The organism is Pseudomonas sp. GXM4 (assembly GCF_008923895.1).
Lineage (GTDB): Bacteria > Pseudomonadota > Gammaproteobacteria > Pseudomonadales > Pseudomonadaceae > Aquipseudomonas > Aquipseudomonas atacamensis.
Genome location: NZ_WBRZ01000012.1, coordinates 1 through 16,681, shown reverse-complemented (window position 1 = coordinate 16,681; position 16,681 = coordinate 1). Strand labels below are relative to the sequence as shown.

Genomic DNA, 16,681 nt, shown 5'->3' with positions numbered 1-16,681 from the left:
AGTCTATTTACCCTGCGATGACCCATGGCCGATTCTGCTTTTTTCTGCACCCTGTCTCATGAAGGCGTACTCGCGGTTCGCGGTGCGGACGCCGGAAAATTCCTGCAAGGCCAGTTGACCTGCAATATCAATTACCTGAGCGACACCCGCGCCAGCCTCGGCGCCCGCTGCACGCAGAAAGGCCGGATGCAGTCGAGCTTCCGCATCCTGCTTGAGGGCGACGGCGTGGTGATGGCGATGGCCAGCGAGCTGCTCGAGCCGCAACTGGCCGACCTGAAAAAGTACGCAGTGTTCTCCAAATCGAAACTGACCGATGAAAGCGCCGCCTGGGTGCGCTTCGGTCTGGCACATGGCGATGCAGCCCTGACCAGCCTCGGTCTGGCACTGCCCACCGAAACCGACAGCGTTGTGCGCCATGAAGGCTTGATCGCAATTCGCGTTTCGCCCGAGCGCGCCGAACTCTGGGTGCCTGCCGCTCAGGCGCCAAACATTCATAGCCAACTGTCCGCCACGCTGGCTGAGGGCGAACTGAATCAATGGCTGCTGGGCCAGATCCGCGCCGGTATCGGCCAGGTCATGCCTTCCACTCGCGAACTGTTCATCCCGCAGATGCTCAATCTGCAGGCGGTCGGCGGGGTGAGCTTCAAGAAAGGTTGCTACACCGGCCAGGAAATCGTTGCGCGCATGCAGTACCTGGGCAAGCTCAAGCGGCGCCTGTACCGCCTGCGCCTCGACGCAGCCGAGTTGCCGGAGCCCGGCACTCAACTGTTCGCCCCCAGCCACAACAGCTCGATCGGCGAAGTGGTGCTGGCGGCCAATGCCGAGGGAAACATTGAACTCCTGGCCGTGTTGCAGGCCGAAGCTGCCGAAGCCGGTGATTTGCGTCTGGGCGCCCTCGAAGGCCCCGCGTTGCACGTGCTCGACCTGCCTTACGAACTGGATCGCGACCGCGAAATCCAGCGTTGATCGCAGCATTGTTGCAACACCCTAGAGAGTCCAAATGAGCGAACTGGCGGAAAAGGTCCAACAGGATTTGGTTGCGGCCATCGATAACGATGACCTGGTTCTGCCAACGTTGCCGGAAGTGGCCCTGCAGATTCGCAAGGCCGCCGAGGATCCGGAAATCAGCGTCAGCGATCTGAGCAAAGTCATCGGCCGCGACACCGCGCTGTCGGCGCGCCTGATCAAAGTGGTCAACAGTCCGCTGCTGCGCGCCGCGCAGGAAGTCACCGACCTGCACACCGCCATCACCCGTTTGGGCATCAACTACAGCAGCAACCTGGCGATCGGTCTGGTGATGGAGCAGATCTTCAATGCCCGCTCCGAGGTGGTCGAACAGAAGATGCGCGAAGTCTGGCGCAGCAGTCTGGAAATCGCAGGCGTCAGCTATGCGCTGTGTCGTCGCCACACCCAGCTCAAACCCGATCAGGCGGCACTCGGCGGGTTGGTGCATCAGATTGGCGTGCTGCCGATTCTGACTTACGCCGAAGACCACAATGAACTGCTCTCGGATGCGGTCAGCCTGACCCATGTGATCGAGCAGATTCACCCATTGCTCGGCGAGAAATTGCTGCGGGTGTGGGAGTTTCCCGAGCGCCTGGTGCATTTGCCGTTGCTGTATCAAGACTTCAGCCGCGACTCGACGCGCATCGATTACGTCGATGTCGTGCAGGTAGCCAATCTGTATTGCCGCAAGGACACCGACCATCCGTTTGCGCGGATTGACCCGTTTAGCGTGCCGGCGTTCAGAAAGCTCGGGATTGACCCGGAGAACAAACAGTTTTGCGCGGATCTGGAAGAATCGCGGTCGATGTTCTACTGACCTGTGGTGAGGGGATTTATCCCCGTTGGGTTGCGAAGCGACCCTGAACTCTGCGACCCGGTTTTTTCCAGACAGATTGTGATCGCTGAACCGCGACTGCTGCGCAGCCGAGCGGGGATAAATCCCCTCGCCACAAAAAACCTTGCCACAAAAGTACTACCCGGCAATAAAGCTGACCCGCACCTTCAACCCTGCCTGCTCGCCATCATGCAAGGTGATCTGCGCCAGATGCGCGCGACAGATCTCGCCGACAATCGCCAAGCCCAGACCTGAACCGGCAACCTGCTGATTGCGCCGATAAAACCGTTCGAACACTCGATCACGCTCGTGCAGCGGGATGCCCGGCCCGTCGTCCTCAACCTCAAGCACCGCCGGGGCCGTGACCCGCAGAATCACATTGCCGCCCGATGGCGTATGCGCCAGCGCGTTGTCGACCAGATTGCTCAGCAGCTCATTGAGCAGCGTCGGCTCACCGCGCAGCCACACCGGTTCATCCGCCTCCAGCGCCAACGCCACGCCGCGCTTGTGCGCCAAAGGCGCCATGGCCATGCCCAGCTCCCGCGCCAATTGGCTCAGATCGAGCAACTGCGCGCCGCCCTCGGCAATTGCCCGCGCACCGTTTTCGACCCGGGCCAGCGATAGCAGCTGATTGGCCAGATGGGTCAGGCGATCGGTGCTTTGCGCGGACGATTCAAGGGTGGTGCGCCAGGTCTCCGGCTCGTTCGAGCGCAGGCCCAGTTCCAGGCGTGCCTTGAGTGCGGCCAGCGGCGTACGCAACTCGTGAGCGGCATCGGCGATGAACTGCGCCTGCCGCTCGAACTGGCCGCGCAGACGCTCGGTGAAATGATTGAGCGCGCGGACCAAGGGTCCCAATTCATGCTGCACTTCCACCAGCGGCAGCGGCCGCAAGTCGTCGGGCTGGCGTTCCTCAACAGCGGTTCTTAACCGCTCCAGCGGCCGCAGCGCCGCACTCACCGCGAACCACACCAGCAGCAATGCACCGACGGCCAGCATGCCCAAGCGCAACAAGGTGTCAGCCGCCAGACTGCGCGCCATGCTGACCCGCGCTTCGTCGGTTTCAGCCACGCGGATTTCCGCCATGCCGTTCATGTTCGGCTCGCTTACCGCTTTGAGCAGGCTGACCACACGCACGTTCTGGCCGTTGTACTTCGCGTTGTAGAAGCGCGCGAGCGCCGGATAGCTGTCGGTACGCGGCGTGCCGGGCGGTGGCCCGGGGAGATTTTCGTAGCCGGAAATCAGCTTCTGGTGAATGTCGTTGACCTGGTAATAGATGCGCCCGGCGCTGTCGTAGGCGAAGGTATCAAGCGCCACGTAAGGCACGTCGGCGCTGAGGCTGCCATCACGCTGCGACAACCCGGCAGCGATGGTGCGTGCCGAGGCCAGCAGCGTGCGGTCATACGCGGTGTCGGCGGCTTCGCGTCCGTTCCAGTAAGCGCTCAAGCCGCTGGCGAGCATCAGCACCACCAGCAACCATCCAAGGTTCCACAGCAACCGCCAGCGCAGGCTGCTGGGCTTATGCATCGCGGCTTTCCAGCAGATAGCCGAGGCCACGGAAGGTGACGATGGCCACGGGCTGGCCATCGAGCTTCTTGCGCAAGCGGTGCACGTAAATTTCGATGGCGTCGGGGCTGGCTTCTTCGTCGAGGCCGAACACCTGCGCGGCCAGTTGCTCCTTGCTCATCACTCGCCCCGGCCGCGCGATCAACGCTTCGAGAACGGCCTGCTCGCGCGAGGTCAGGGTCAGCAGTTCGTCGCCGAGGGTGAAGCGCCGTGTATCGAGGTCGTAAGCCAGCACGCCACAGCGCTGCTGACGCTCGCCGCCCAGGACACTGCGGCGCAGCAGGGCTTTGACCCGCGCTTCCAGTTCCGTCAGTTCGAACGGCTTGGCCAGGTAGTCGTCAGCACCAAGATTGAGGCCATGCACGCGATCCTTGACGTCACTGCGCGCAGTCAACATCAACACCGGCAGGTTCTTGCCGCGAGCACGCAGCCGCGCCAGCACCTCGAAACCGTCCATGCGCGGCAGGCCGACATCGAGGATCGCCACGGCGTATTCCTCACTGCCCAGCGCCAGGTCGGCGGCCACGCCATCGTGCAACACATCCACGGTCAGACCGGTGCTCTTGAGCGCCTGAGCCACGCTTTCGGCCAGTTGCAAATGGTCTTCGACGAGCAGGACACGCATGGATTTGTACCTCGTTCAGGGTTGGCCGACGCCGCGCTTTGCCGCGGAGTTTACAGCCGCAACCGCCGCTGTGAAGCCCGAAAAACCGTGAAAGACAATTGAAAGGTTGTTGAAAGGTTAGCCGGTTAGAGTCGGCCCACGGACAGTTTCGACTGTCGCCGCTGCCGCCACACAGCGTAACGAAAAACGCCATGAAGCGTTTTCGACTCATAAGAACAATAACGGAGTACCCCAGCATGCCCTCCATGCGCACCGAGGCTGTAATGCCTGCTCGCCTTGCTCGATTCCACCGTTGCACCGTCGGCTTCTCGCCGCAGTCCTGTTTCCCCTCCGTTGTTTCAGTCGTTGCGCTCGCGCCGCGAGAAAACTGCGCCTGCCGCTAGGTTTTCGCGTTGCCCTTTGGTCATTCGGTCCATCCATAACAACAACTCCTCTGGAGACTCAAATGAACGTATCACTGCGTAAAGTTGCTCTCGCCGCTGGCGCGATGCTGTTTGCCGGCCAACTCATGGCCGAGCCCAAACGTCCGGAATGCATCGCCCCCGCCTCCCCCGGCGGTGGTTTCGACCTGACCTGCAAACTGGTGCAGAGCGCACTGGTCAACCAGAAGTTGCTGAGCAAGCCGATGCGCGTCACCTACATGCCCGGCGGTGTCGGCGCGGTGGCGTACAACGCGGTGGTCGCGCAACGTCCGGCGGATGCCGGCACGCTGGTCGCGTGGTCGAGCGGTTCGCTGTTGAACCTGGCCCAGGGCAAGTTCGGCCGCTTCGATGAAACCAACGTGCGCTGGCTCGCGGCCGTCGGCACCAGCTACGGTGCCATCGCAGTGAAAAGCGATTCGCCCTACAAGACCCTCGACGATCTCGTTCAGGCGTTGAAGAAAGATCCAGGCTCGGTGGTTATCGGCTCCGGCGGCACCGTCGGCAGCCAGGACTGGATGCAGACCGCATTGATTGCCAAGGCCGCCGGGATCAACCCGCGCGAGCTGCGTTATGTGGCACTCGAAGGCGGCGGTGAAATCGCCACGGCTCTGCTCGGCGGCCACATCCAGGTCGGCAGTACCGACATCTCCGACTCCATGCCGCACATCCAGAGCGGTGACATGCGCCTGCTCGCGGTGTTCTCGGACAAGCGTCTCGACGAACCGGAAATGAAGGACATCCCGACCGCTCGCGAGCAAGGCTACGACATCGTCTGGCCGGTGGTGCGCGGCTTCTACCTCGGGCCAAAAGTCAGCGACGAAGACTACGCCTGGTGGAAAGACTCCTTCGACAAACTGCTGGCTTCCGACGAGTTCGCCAAGCTGCGCGATCAGCGTGAGCTGTTCCCGTTCGCCATGACCGGCCCGGAACTGGACACCTACGTGAAGAAGCAGGTCGCCGACTACAAAGTGCTGGCCAAAGAGTTCGGCCTGATCCAGTGATCGTCTCTGTCTAGTGGCTGCGTCTCCTACGCGGGGACGCAGCACAGGAGCTCCCATGCTTATTCAACGCATTTTCGCCTCGGTGTTGCTGCTGGTGTGTGCCGGCCTGGCACTGATGGCGTGGCCGTACCAAGCGGCTTTTTCCTATGAACCGGTCGGCCCGCGCGCCTTTCCGCTGCTGATGCTCGGCCTGATGGGGCTGGCGCTGCTGTACATGGTGTTTCGCCCGGCGCCGATCAAACACAACCCGGATGAGCCGCCGCTGGATCGCGAAACCCTGACCAAGATCGGTCTGTGCGTGGTGTTGTTGCTGGTGTTTGCCGGCACCTTCGAACCCCTTGGCTTCATCGTGGCCAGCATCATTACCGGCGTACCGATGGCCCGTCTCTATGGCGGCCGCTGGCTGCCGAGCGTGGTGATCATCAGCCTGATGGCGGTTGGTCTCTATCTGCTGTTCGATCGCTTGATGGATGTTCCGCTGCCCCTCGGCCTGCTCAGCGTCCTGGAGAACTGATATGGATACCCTTGGCTATTTGGGTCAGGGCTTCGGCGTCGCGCTGAGCCCGTACAACCTGGTGACCGCACTGTGCGGCACCCTGATCGGCACCGTCGTCGGTCTGCTGCCGGGCCTTGGTCCGATCAACGGCGTGGCGTTGCTGATTCCGATCGCGTTCGCACTCGGCCTGCCGCCGGAGTCGGCGCTGATCCTGCTCGCGGCGGTCTATCTGGGCTGCGAATACGGCGGCCGGATCAGCTCGATCCTGCTGAACATTCCGGGTGAAGCTTCCACCGTCATGACCACCCTCGACGGCTACCCGATGGCTCGTAAAGGTATGGCCGGTGTCGCGCTGTCACTGTCGGCGTGGAGTTCGTTCATCGGCGCGTTCATCGCCACCTGCGGCATGGTCCTGTTTGCGCCGCTGCTGGCGAAATGGGCGATTGCCTTCGGACCGGCGGAATACTTCGTGCTGATGGTGTTCGCGATTGTCTGTCTCGGCGGCATGGCCGGTGATCGACCGCTGAAGACATTTATTGCGGCGCTGATCGGTCTGTTCCTTTCCACCGTCGGCATCGACGCCAACAGTGGTGTGTACCGTTTCACCGGCGACAACATTCACCTGACCGACGGCATTCAGTTCGTTGTGCTGGTGCTGGGTCTGTTCTCGATCAGCGAAATCCTTCTGCTGCTGGAAAAAACCCACCACGGCCAGGAAGCGGTGAAAGCCACCGGCCGGATGATGTTCAACTTCAAGGAAGCGGCGTCGGTTTTCGTCGTCAACGTGCGCTGCGGCGTGCTCGGTTTCATCATGGGCGTGCTGCCCGGTGCCGGCGCAACGCTCGCCAGTGCCGTGGCCTACATGACCGAGAAGCGCATCGCCGGCACCAGCGGCAAATTCGGTGAAGGCGATCCCCGTGGTCTGGCCGCGCCGGAAACCGCTATCGGCGGCGCGGCGTGCGGCGCTCTCGTTCCGATGCTGACCCTCGGCGTTCCGGGTTCGGGCACCACTGCGGTGATGATCGGCGCGCTGTCGCTGTACAACATCACCCCGGGCCCACTGCTGTTCCAACAGCAACCGGACATCGTCTGGGGCCTGATCGCGTCGTTGTTCATCGCCAACGTGATGCTGGTGATCCTCAACATCCCGATGATCCGCGTATTCACCCGCATCCTCGCCGTGCCGAACTGGGCGCTGGTGCCGATCATCGCGATCATCACCGGGATCGGCGTTTACGCGGTGCACGCGACCACCTTCGATCTGTTCCTGATGATCGGTATCGGCATCTTCGGTTACATCCTGCGCAAGCTGGATTTCCCGCTGTCGCCACTGCTGCTGGGCTTCATCCTCGGTGGCCTGATGGAGCAGAACCTGCGTCGCGCCCTGTCGATCTCCAATGGCGCGCTGGAGATTCTCTGGTCGAGTCCGATCACCTTCGGTTGCTGGATCCTCACCGCGATCATGCTGCTGATGCCGCTGATCCGCATCTGGCGTAAACGTTCGGCGGCACGGCGCGTCATTGCCGATGTTTGATCGCTTGTCCCTGAAAGCCTGGTGGGGCACCCCGCTGGTCGGTCTGCTTGGCGGTTTCATCGCCAGTCAGATCGGCTGGCCGCTACCGTGGATGGTCGGCTCGTTGCTGGCGATCATCCTGGTGCGTTGCCTGACGCCGTGGCAACTGGCGGAAATCCCTGGCGGGCGCAAGTGCGGCCAGTGGATCGTCGGCATCGGTATCGGCCTGCACTTCACCCCGCTGGTGATGGAACAGGTGCTCAGTCATTTCGGTTTGATTTTCTTCGGTGCGCTGGTCACCAGCCTGTCGGCGGTGGTCGGCGTATGGCTGATGCGCCGCACCGGCGAGGATCGCGCCACGGCGTTTTTCTCAAGCATGCCCGGTGGTTCCGGGGAGATGGTCAACCTCGGCGCGCGTAACGGTGCACTGCTCAGCCATGTCGCGGCCGGGCAGAGTCTGCGGGTGTTGGTGGTGGTGTTGTGCGTGCCGGCGGCGTTCAAGTATCTGCTCGGTGACGGCACGCCGATTTCTCACGCCGGCAGCGTCGATTGGCGCTGGCTGGCGATTCTGTTTCCGGCGGGCGCCCTGCTCGCCTGGCTCTGGCAGCGTCTGCGCCAACCCAATCCATGGTTGTTCGGGCCGTTACTGGTCAGTGCGGCGGTGAGCATTACGTGGGATTTGCACATCGGTTTGCCCAACGGTGGCAGTCAGATCGGTCAATGGCTGATCGGCAGCGGCCTGGGCTGTCACTTCAATCGGCAGTTCTTCCGCCGCGCGCCGTCGTTCATGGGCCGGACGTTGATCGGCACGGCGCTGACCATGTTGATCGCGTCGCTGGCGGCGTTGGGCTTGAGTGCGTTGACCCATCTGGATCTGCGTTCGCTGACCCTGGGCATGATGCCGGGGGGTATCGCCGAGATGAGCCTGACGGCGGAGACCCTGCAACTGTCGGTGCCGCTGGTGACGGCGATGCAGGTGATGCGGCTGTTGTTTGTGCTGTTTCTGGCGGAGCCGTTGTTCAGGTATTGGAATCGTCATCCAGAGTCCTGACTGATCGTTCCCACGCTCTGCGTGGGAATGCCTCAATGGACGCTCCGCGTCCGCTTTGGGACGCAGAGCGTCCCGGGCTGCATTCCTTTGCTGCGCGTGGGAACGATCTCAGGCGAGAGGTGGCAAGCGCCAGTCGATCGGCGTTTCGCCATTCTGTTCGAGAAACTTGTTGGTCCGGCTGAAATGCCCGCAGCCCAAAAACCCGCGATAGGCCGACAACGGCGACGGATGCACCGAGGTCAGCACCAGGTGCTTGGTCGCGTCGATCAGCTTCTGCTTGCTCTGCGCATGGGCGCCCCAGAGCATGAACACCAGATGCGGCTGTCGTTCGCTGACCACTTCAATGATGCGGTCGGTGAAGTGTTGCCAGCCCTTGTCCTTGTGCGCGTTGGCGTTGGCGCGCTCAACCGTCATGGTGGTGTTGAGCAGCAGCACGCCCTGTTCGGCCCAGCTCTGCAGGTAGCCGTGGTTGGGAATGTCGATATTGAGGTCGCGCTTCAGCTCTTTATAGATGTTGACCAGCGACGGCGGTGCCGGCACGCCCGGTTGCACCGAGAAGCACAGACCGTGGGCCTGGCCCGGGCCGTGGTAAGGGTCCTGGCCGAGGATCACCACTTTCACCTTGTCCAGGGGCGTTGAGTTCAGGGCATTGAAAATCATCGGTCCCGGCGGATAGATCTCCTTGCCGGATGCCCGCTCCTGCTGCAGAAAGCTGCGCAACTCTGTCATGTAAGGCTGGTCGAACTCAGCACGCAGTGCCTCCTTCCAGCTCGGTTCGAGTTTGATACGGTCGTCAGCAGTCATGGTCATTTCCGGCAAAAACAATGGGGCGAACCCTAGGAAAGCCGACCACGCTTGTCAATTGATCTGACGCAGATCCGGCACTTTCCCCCATAGCGATCATACTGATCGCTCAAATTCCCGATCGAGGTCACGATGAATCTGCACTTCGAAGAACTAACCGGCACCGACGGCGCCCGCATCGGCATCGCCAGCCTGGATGCCGAAAAATCGCTGAACGCGCTGTCCCTGCCGATGATCAACGCGCTCAGCGACAAATTGAACGCCTGGGCCAATGACCCGCAAGTCGTCTGCGTGCTGCTGCGCGGCAACGGCGCCAAAGCCTTCTGCGCCGGCGGTGAGGTGCGCAGCCTGGTCGAAGCCTGCCGCGCTCACCCCGGCGAAGTCCCTCCGTTGGCCGCGCAGTTTTTCAGCGCGGAATATCGCCTCGATTACAGCCTGCATACCTATCCGAAGCCGCTGATCTGCTGGGGTCACGGTTATGTGCTCGGTGGCGGCATGGGCCTGTTGCAGGGCGCCAGCACGCGGATCGTCACGCCGAGCAGCCGTCTGGCGATGCCGGAAATCACCATTGGTCTGTATCCGGACGTTGGCGCCAGTTGGTTTCTCGCCCGATTGCCGGGCAAGCTCGGCTTGTTTCTCGGCCTGACCGGCGCGCACATCAACGGCCGTGATGCGCTGGATCTGGATCTGGCCGAGCGCTTCCTGTTCGACGAACAGCAACCGCAATTGATCGAAGGCTTGCTGCAATTGAACTGGCAGGAACAGACCGCCATGCAGCTCAACAGCCTGTTCAAGGCTCTGCAGCAGGAGGCACTTGAGCAAATGCCCGAAGCGCAGTGGCTGCCGCGTCGTCAGCAGATCGACGAACTGCTCGATGTCAGCGACGTTGCCTGTGCGTGGAAAGCCATCAGCCTGCACCGCGACAGCAGCGATCCGTTGATTGCCCGCGCGGCGAAAACCATGACCGAGGGCTCGCCGCTGACCGCGCATCTGGTCTGGGAACAGATCAGCCGCGCGCGGCACATGTCGCTGGCCGAAGTATTTCAGATGGAATACACCCTGAGCCTCAATTGCTGCCGTCATCCGGAATTCAGCGAAGGCGTGCGCGCGCGTTTGATCGACAAGGATCAGAAGCCGCACTGGCACTGGCCGGACATCAATAACGTGCCGGATGCGGTGGTCGAGGCGCACTTTCATAAAGTCTGGGAGGGGCGGCATCCGTTGGCGGATCTGACCCAGTATTGAGGTGACGCGAGGCCCGCGCTGGCGACTGGATTGCCATCGCGGGCCGGCTCAATCGGTCATCTTGTTACTCAGACATTCAGTTCGTAGAACTCTATTATTTCCATCATCGCCCGCTGCGCTTCATCGTCGCCCTTTATCAAAATATCCTCGACATCCCTCAGTGGCGGAAGCGGGTGCAGACGTTCAGCAATTTGCCTTGCGCTGTAGTCTTGAGTCGCTGTTCCTTCGCTGACCCTTATGAAGCCAATAGCGCTTTCACCAGCGGCAAAATGACTGGAAACCCGGATTTTCGGCGCCATGCCGTAATCCACCACGATCACCAGATCATCGCGCTCGCGATGAAACTTCAGGTTGTCGATCGTCAGCCTGCGTTCGGAAAAATCGATTCCGTCCAAACCGCCTCCGTTGTTGATGATCACGTCTCTGCCGAGGCCATCGTATCGGTAGAGATCATTTCCAGCACCGCCCGCCAGCGTGTCATTGCCCGGCCCACCCACCAGCAGGTCGTCACCGAGGCTGCCCGTGAGCACGTCATCCCCGTGCATGCCTCGGATCTCCCCCGCGCCGCTTATCGTGTCGTTGCCACGACCGCCTACGAGTGGCAGCGCTCGTCCGTCTCGCAGGGAGGCTGAACGGGTGGGATGGTTGACGATGACACCCGTACGAAAAGTCTCGGGCGCAGGGCCCAACTGACTTGATTCCAGGAGCTGCTTCAAACTTGCGACCGACCCATCGGCGAACTTGACGAGCTCAATACCGGCGCCCTCAAGTTCACCGTTGTGGGGCAAGACGATGCGGACTTTTTGCGTCCCGCCCCATTGGATATCGAGCGTCGGATGGAGCATTTTCGCTCGCGGCGGGTTGCGGTAAGCCCCGCGACCCGGGTTGGGCTCCAGCTCGACATGGGTGGTCTCTATCAGCGCAGCACCCCAGCTCAATTGCAGTGCATCGCGCTGCGCATCTGCTGGAAGAACGACCGTGTCCTGATCGATCAATCCGTACTCGTCTTTCCACCCCGCTACGCCGACTTCTGCACGATGGAAAACAGGGTTGAGCACGTCCGCAATCGTGGTGGTCGCTGCGGCGTGCGCTTGCACGATGTAGGTGTCGGCACCGCCTTCGCCGTAAAGCCAGTCATCCCCTGCCCCGCTGAGCAGATAGTCGGCGCCCTCGGAGCCGAGCAAGGTATCGTCACCTGCACCTGCGGATAAAAACGCGCCCGGTGTTCTGTCGCCGACAGTGCCGTAGTCAAGTGGGGATCCTGCATAAGCGACGATCAGATCGTCTCCCGCGCCGCCGTGGAAAACGTTTTCCACTTCGACGTTGACCCGCCCGCCGGCATCGTTGCCATGGACGATTTTGCGTTTGATCGTTTCAGTTGTGACATCCCAGCGAAACGCCTTGGGCACTGTTGCGCCCGAACTGAAGCTTGCCGCCGGATAGACGTACCAGCCTTCAAGCGCGCCGGATTCCTTTCGGTCTTCAACCAATACGTCGCCCGTATTGAAGGAAAACCCGTTGGCCGAGCCGGATCGATAATAGCGAGGCGCCTGAGCTGAGGAAGGCATTGCTCCCTCGGCTTTCACCTGCTTATTTTCGATACGGTTTGTGGTTGTCGACTGCCTTTCGCTGACCACGGCGTGCCCTGCATCAACCTTCATCCATGGCGGCGTTTCAGACAGTGTTCCCGCTTCGACGCTGCCATCGATCAGCTCGGTGTGAGTGGTGTAACCGGTGTCGCTGGTGGTGACATGACTGCGCACCCAGACGCCTTGCTCATTCAAGGTAAAACCTGTGGCGTGTCTGCGGGCGGAGCGTTTTGACTTGATTTGCGCGAGGAACTCATCGGTCCAGTTGACCGCTTGAACAGATGCCACCAGGCCTTGCGCCGCAGCGGTGACATCGTCTGGCTTAACCGGATCCGCAACTTTGCTTTCAGGGGTTGCCGGGGCGGTGACAGGTTCTGGTACGGGTGATTCGGCCGTCTCTATCGGTGGCAATGTTTTGCGCAGGACATCTGCGTAATCAAGTACCACGCCGTCGCTGAAATTGAATGTGGAATCCTTCCACCGCTCGTGATTCTTGATGAGTATCGCGTCGCCCGTGCCATTGGCCAGTCGCAACACCGTGCCGACGGTAGCGTCGATAACGTCGGCCTTCAGACTTTGCGCGCAAAACCCTGCACCGAACCTGATGATGTTGCGGCCGCCGGCATCGGTGACGATATCCAGGCCGTCGCCAGCGCCGAAATAGTAGATGTCGGCGCCATCCATGCCATCCAGCACGTCAGCACCGGGACCGCCATCAAACACGTTGTCACCGGAATCACCGCGAAGGTAGTCCGTCCCTTCCCCGCCCAGCAGGGTGTCGTTGCCACCACCTCCGAGCAGCGTGTCGTTACCTGAGCCACCGTGCAGATAATCGGCATTGTGCTCGGCCTCAGCGCTGTTTTCGTAATCGCCGGCAAGGATGTCGTCACCCGCGCCGCCGTACAGCGTGTCGGCACCGAAACCACCCTGTAACGTATCGTTTCCTTCTCCACCCTGAAGCACGTCGTTGTTGCTTCCGCCCGGTTGCAGGTCAGATACGTCGCCATCGAGGAAATCAGCCCCAGCGCCACCCGCCAGCGTATCCGCGCCGCCCATGCCGCGCAGGGTGTCATCCCCCGCGCCGCCATCGAGAAAGTCGTTGCCGTGATAGCGAACCGGATGCTCAGGGCTATCGCCGATCAGATCGTCATGGCCTTCGCCGCCGAAGAGCAAATCATCGCCAGCGCCGCCCCAGAGCGTGTCATCGCCGGAGCCACCGTCCAGCAGATCATCGCCAAAAAAATGCGCGGCATCGCCTTCGACGCCGTCCAGTACGCCGTCATCACCCTGCAAAATGTCGTTGCCAGGGCCGCCATACAAAGCGTCGCTGCCACCGTTACCGCCGAGTGAATCATCACCACTGCCGCCGTCCAGCACATCGTTGCCATGGTGTCTGCTGGGCAGGCCACCGCCCCAATCGAGGTTGTCACCAAGCATCACGTCGTTGCCGCTGCCACCGGCCAGGGTGTCGTTACCTTGATCGCCTTTGAGAAAATCGTCGTCAGCGCCGCCGTCAAGCAGGTCCTCACCCCAGCCGCCGTTGATAATGTCCTTGCCGCCCTGCCCATACAGCACGTCACTACCGCCCTCGGGCGCACTGTTTATCGAGGCCTTTGAATAGACCGCTCGGTGACTGGTCACACCGCGAGCAATCGTGACGGCAGCGCGCTTGACCGACCAACCTTGTTCCAGCGCACCGGTGGTTTCGTCTCCTGACAAGACATCGTCACCAGCACCGCCGATCAAGGTATCCCGGTCATTGCCACCGAGCAGAACGTCTCGCGATGCCGTACCGATAAGCAAATCGTCACCTTGTCCGCCGTCGAGCCAGTCTCCGCGATTTGCCTTGCCTTTGGCGTCACCGTCGGCCATGGCCTTTTCGATTGTCGTCTGCTTGTCGCCGAATAACCGATCGTCTCCAGCCTTGCCGAACAATCGATCAGAACCACCCAGGCCGAGAATGACGTCGTCTGCCGCGGAACCGTAAAGTACGTCGGCCTTGTTGCGCTGTTTGACCTTGGGCAGCAGCACCACGTTGCCCAGCTCATCAAAGGAAGGCTGATCGCCGGGGACAGTGGGATCAGCGTCTTTGGCTTTCCAGTCGCCCTGAAGCGTCAAATCCGCAGCAGTGAGCGGCTGCCCCTCATATTCAGGGAGGCGAATGCCAAGCATCCCGGGCTGAAAGTTCTTGATGACCACCAGATCGCCCTCGCCATATTTGATGTTGAGGGTGTGTTCAACAAGCGTCAGGGTGATGGACCGATCCTCGGTAGACCAGATATTGCTCAGAGGCGCGCGGCGTTTGAGTGCGGGAATCGGTGCGCCGTTGATCCACAGCTGCCCATCGGCGTTGGCATCAAGAATCTCGTCGAGGCCATCGCCGCTGGCGAATTCATAACGGTCGTTGCCTTCGCCCCCAATCAAAGAATCGTTCCCCTTTCCTCCGAGCAGAACATCGTCACCGGCCATCCCGTACAACTCATCATTGCCGTCACCTCCGGTTAGCGAGTCGTTACCGCGACCACCTTCAATGACATCGTGACCGGCCATCCCATGGATCGAGTCATTGCCCACGCCGCCATACAGATGATCGGCATTTGCGCCGCCGGCGAAAGATCGCCCGCCGTCATCACCGAACATGGCCAACGGGTTCAGCACTCCGGTGGTCATCGGCACCTGTTTGCCTGAGGCGAGATCGGAGTAGGAAAACTTCTGCAGCGAGTGTTCGCCAAACGAGCCTTGGGTTCGGGCAATCAACCGCGCCAGCATTTGCGCTCGATCCGCCAGCCACTGCGCGGTGATAAAGCCTTCGCCAGTGTGCGGATCGTAAAGCTCGAGGTTGCGGTCGAGATAACCGTCGGCTCGCTCTATGACGACTTCACTGAGTTGCTGCAAAGAGTTGCGCAACGCCAGCCCGAGCGGCGTCGCCTCGCCTGCCAGTTTCGCCCATGCATTGGCATTGCCGAACTCGCTTATTGTCCGGGTGACGATGCTTTGCGACTGCTCCGGGGAAAATGCCGAGAAGAAGGCATAAGCATTGCTGGCGAAGGTTTCGTCGGTGGTGGGTGTGGCAGCAGAATCGCCGTCGTAAGTGCGCTTGAACATGTCGAGAAATTCGTTCTGGCCGTAGCGCAACATCAGCTCGACAACGGCGGCAACAGGCGTGCCTTCGACTACATGCTGAATCAGCGGACTCACACTGCCACTGGCCAGCGCGATGTTGATTTGCTCGGGTACGACCGAGAGCAGACTTTGCAGTGGATTGACGCCGAAATTACTGATCGCCGCTCGCAGGCCGACGCTGTAGGCGTCGATGGCGAAGAGAATGTTTTTATAGTCGTCGAGCCGGTTGGCTTTTGCCTGAGTGGGTGGGCCGCCATCTTCCGCATCCGGGTCGCCCGCAGAGATCAGTCTCCACGTTTCATAGGGAGGTTTACCGCCCAACAGGCTGAATCCGACCGTTCCAGACCAACCGGAGTTACGTTTCACGGCGGTGTCGTCCTCCCCGCAAACCTCCTCGAACAGCGCCTCGCCAATCGCGCTGGCGTCGATTTCTGCGATCTGGCTGATTGACGGAACAGTCCAGGGTGCCAGTTGACCGGCAAGGGATCCGTTGATCAGGGTATTGATGAAGTTGACGGCAACCTGGTTGGATGAAAGCTGCATCAGGTCTTCACTGAAAATTGTATTCAGTCTGAGTTCACCCTGGCGGGAGGTGTAACCACGAATCAGGGCAGAGTAGGCACCGTTTCCACCGTTGGCATCAATGGCCACGGCAAGCCAGAGTCTGGCGCTTTTCAGCACCTCTCCAGCCTCTTTATCGGCAGCTGCAACGTCAGAAACTTTCTCACCAATAATATCGAACAGCTTTTGGTACAGGGGGGCGCAGCTTGCCCCTGCTAATTTCAGTGCATCGTACTGAAGTTGTTTTGAGCGCAGCCTCATTCCTTTGCAAATATTTGCTGCGTTGAAAATCTCTGATTTTTCCATATCGCTGAATACATAACTCATTGTTACTTCCTTGTAATAACAGAGCGTGAAAGATAGTCACTGAGATATTTGAGCATCTCAGGTGCTTCGCGTAATGACGCTAATCCGAGACCTACGCTACCGTGCCCCCCGGAAAAGTCGAAGTTATCCAGATTGATATTGCAGAAGAAATTCAGTTTGCCGAAATCAAGATTTTCCAATTCAGCTCTGCTGAACCTTGCCAGTTTCTCGTCAGTCAGCTTTTCCTCCGAAGCCGGGCGAATCAAGCCGTCACAGTTGATCAACCTAGGGGTTCCATCTCGCCGCGGCCAGCCAGTAATGACAAACGTTCTAACCGAATCTTCATTCTTGAAATGCGGCGGAGGTGCATCCAGCCAAATCTCCAGCCCCGGATAATTCTTTAGTTTCACAATCAACTCATCCGGCCAGTTGACGTGCCGATAACCGCGCTCATGGGGTTCGGTGGTTTCTTTTCTGGTAAAAAGCCCGGCATTCAATTTATAGAGCCGCCAGCTTTCGGGGATCGGTTCCAGGCGCTGATT

11 protein-coding genes and 1 pseudogene are annotated in these 16,681 nt (G+C 60.5%); 7 read left to right on the top strand and 5 right to left on the bottom strand.

Features of this window, described 5'->3' with window-relative positions:
• The first annotated feature begins 24 nt into the window (after positions 1–24).
• Both F8N49_RS03775 and F8N49_RS03770 read left to right on the top strand, forming a co-directional pair.
• Positions 25–966, top strand: coding sequence for a folate-binding protein YgfZ (locus F8N49_RS03775; protein ID WP_122746565.1), 942 nt, complete (start codon positions 25–27; stop codon positions 964–966).
• Between the two features lie 34 nt (positions 967–1,000).
• Positions 1,001–1,822 carry an HDOD domain-containing protein gene (locus F8N49_RS03770; RefSeq protein ID WP_016770675.1) on the top strand — a complete coding sequence of 274 codons (822 nt, stop codon included), beginning with the start codon at positions 1,001–1,003 and terminating at the stop codon, positions 1,820–1,822.
• A 156-nt stretch (positions 1,823–1,978) separates the two neighbouring features.
• On the opposite strand, the gene F8N49_RS03765 is transcribed toward F8N49_RS03770, so the two are convergent.
• The gene (locus F8N49_RS03765) at positions 1,979–3,364 is read right to left on the bottom strand and encodes a sensor histidine kinase (protein ID WP_024011993.1); all 1,386 of its coding nucleotides are present in this window, start codon (positions 3,362–3,364) and stop codon (positions 1,979–1,981) included.
• Positions 3,357–4,028: a response regulator gene (locus tag F8N49_RS03760; protein WP_024011992.1), complete on the bottom strand. Its 672-nt coding sequence runs from the start codon at positions 4,026–4,028 to the stop codon at positions 3,357–3,359. Before F8N49_RS03760 ends, F8N49_RS03765 begins: the two co-directional genes overlap by 8 nt.
• A gap of 445 nt (positions 4,029–4,473) precedes the next feature.
• Here F8N49_RS03760 and F8N49_RS03755 point away from each other — a divergent pair, with 445 nt between their 5' ends.
• From F8N49_RS03755 to F8N49_RS03740, 4 genes are read left to right on the top strand one after another with little or no spacing between them, the layout of a single operon-like run.
• Positions 4,474–5,451: a tripartite tricarboxylate transporter substrate binding protein gene (locus F8N49_RS03755; protein ID WP_024011991.1), complete on the top strand. Its 978-nt coding sequence runs from the start codon at positions 4,474–4,476 to the stop codon at positions 5,449–5,451.
• A 55-nt stretch (positions 5,452–5,506) separates the two neighbouring features.
• Positions 5,507–5,965: a tripartite tricarboxylate transporter TctB family protein gene (locus F8N49_RS03750; RefSeq protein WP_016771276.1), complete on the top strand. Its 459-nt coding sequence runs from the start codon at positions 5,507–5,509 to the stop codon at positions 5,963–5,965.
• A 1-nt stretch (position 5,966) separates the two neighbouring features.
• A complete protein-coding gene (locus F8N49_RS03745; protein WP_016771277.1) occupies positions 5,967–7,481 on the top strand; it encodes a tripartite tricarboxylate transporter permease in 1,515 nt (504 codons plus the stop codon).
• Entirely contained in the window at positions 7,474–8,511 is a 1,038-nt protein-coding gene (locus F8N49_RS03740) for an AbrB family transcriptional regulator (protein ID WP_071174667.1), read from the top strand. The genes F8N49_RS03745 and F8N49_RS03740 overlap by 8 nt, the downstream gene beginning before the upstream one ends.
• Before the next feature lie 108 nt (positions 8,512–8,619).
• On the opposite strand, the gene ung is transcribed toward F8N49_RS03740, so the two are convergent.
• Positions 8,620–9,315: a uracil-DNA glycosylase gene (ung, locus tag F8N49_RS03735; protein WP_122611726.1), complete on the bottom strand. Its 696-nt coding sequence runs from the start codon at positions 9,313–9,315 to the stop codon at positions 8,620–8,622.
• A gap of 132 nt (positions 9,316–9,447) precedes the next feature.
• Between ung and F8N49_RS03730 the strand changes: the two genes are divergently transcribed.
• Positions 9,448–10,560: an enoyl-CoA hydratase/isomerase family protein gene (locus F8N49_RS03730; RefSeq protein WP_151550833.1), complete on the top strand. Its 1,113-nt coding sequence runs from the start codon at positions 9,448–9,450 to the stop codon at positions 10,558–10,560.
• 68 nt (positions 10,561–10,628) lie between these two features.
• Here the strand turns inward: F8N49_RS03730 and F8N49_RS03725 are convergent, their stop codons facing one another.
• Positions 10,629–16,160: a calcium-binding protein gene (locus F8N49_RS03725; RefSeq protein ID WP_151550832.1), complete on the bottom strand. Its 5,532-nt coding sequence runs from the start codon at positions 16,158–16,160 to the stop codon at positions 10,629–10,631.
• Positions 16,161–16,162: 2 nt separating this feature from the next.
• A pseudogene (locus tag F8N49_RS03720) lies at positions 16,163–16,681 on the bottom strand (hypothetical protein); the annotation flags it as partial.

Excerpts from the sequence above, each read along its gene's own strand:
- F8N49_RS03760 (WP_024011992.1), bottom strand. The coding sequence starts at position 4,028 with ATGCGTGTCCTGCTCGTCGAAGACCATTTGCAACTGGCCGAAAGCGTG.
- F8N49_RS03765 (WP_024011993.1), bottom strand. The coding sequence starts at position 3,364 with ATGCATAAGCCCAGCAGCCTGCGCTGGCGGTTGCTGTGGAACCTTGGA.
- F8N49_RS03750 (WP_016771276.1), top strand. The coding sequence starts at position 5,507 with ATGCTTATTCAACGCATTTTCGCCTCGGTGTTGCTGCTGGTGTGTGCC.
- ung (WP_122611726.1), bottom strand. The coding sequence starts at position 9,315 with ATGACTGCTGACGACCGTATCAAACTCGAACCGAGCTGGAAGGAGGCA.
- F8N49_RS03745 (WP_016771277.1), top strand. The coding sequence starts at position 5,967 with ATGGATACCCTTGGCTATTTGGGTCAGGGCTTCGGCGTCGCGCTGAGC.
- F8N49_RS03740 (WP_071174667.1), top strand. The coding sequence starts at position 7,474 with ATGTTTGATCGCTTGTCCCTGAAAGCCTGGTGGGGCACCCCGCTGGTC.
- F8N49_RS03775 (WP_122746565.1), top strand. The coding sequence starts at position 25 with ATGGCCGATTCTGCTTTTTTCTGCACCCTGTCTCATGAAGGCGTACTC.
- F8N49_RS03730 (WP_151550833.1), top strand. The coding sequence starts at position 9,448 with ATGAATCTGCACTTCGAAGAACTAACCGGCACCGACGGCGCCCGCATC.
- F8N49_RS03725 (WP_151550832.1), bottom strand. The coding sequence starts at position 16,160 with ATGAGTTATGTATTCAGCGATATGGAAAAATCAGAGATTTTCAACGCA.
- F8N49_RS03755 (WP_024011991.1), top strand. The coding sequence starts at position 4,474 with ATGAACGTATCACTGCGTAAAGTTGCTCTCGCCGCTGGCGCGATGCTG.
- F8N49_RS03770 (WP_016770675.1), top strand. The coding sequence starts at position 1,001 with ATGAGCGAACTGGCGGAAAAGGTCCAACAGGATTTGGTTGCGGCCATC.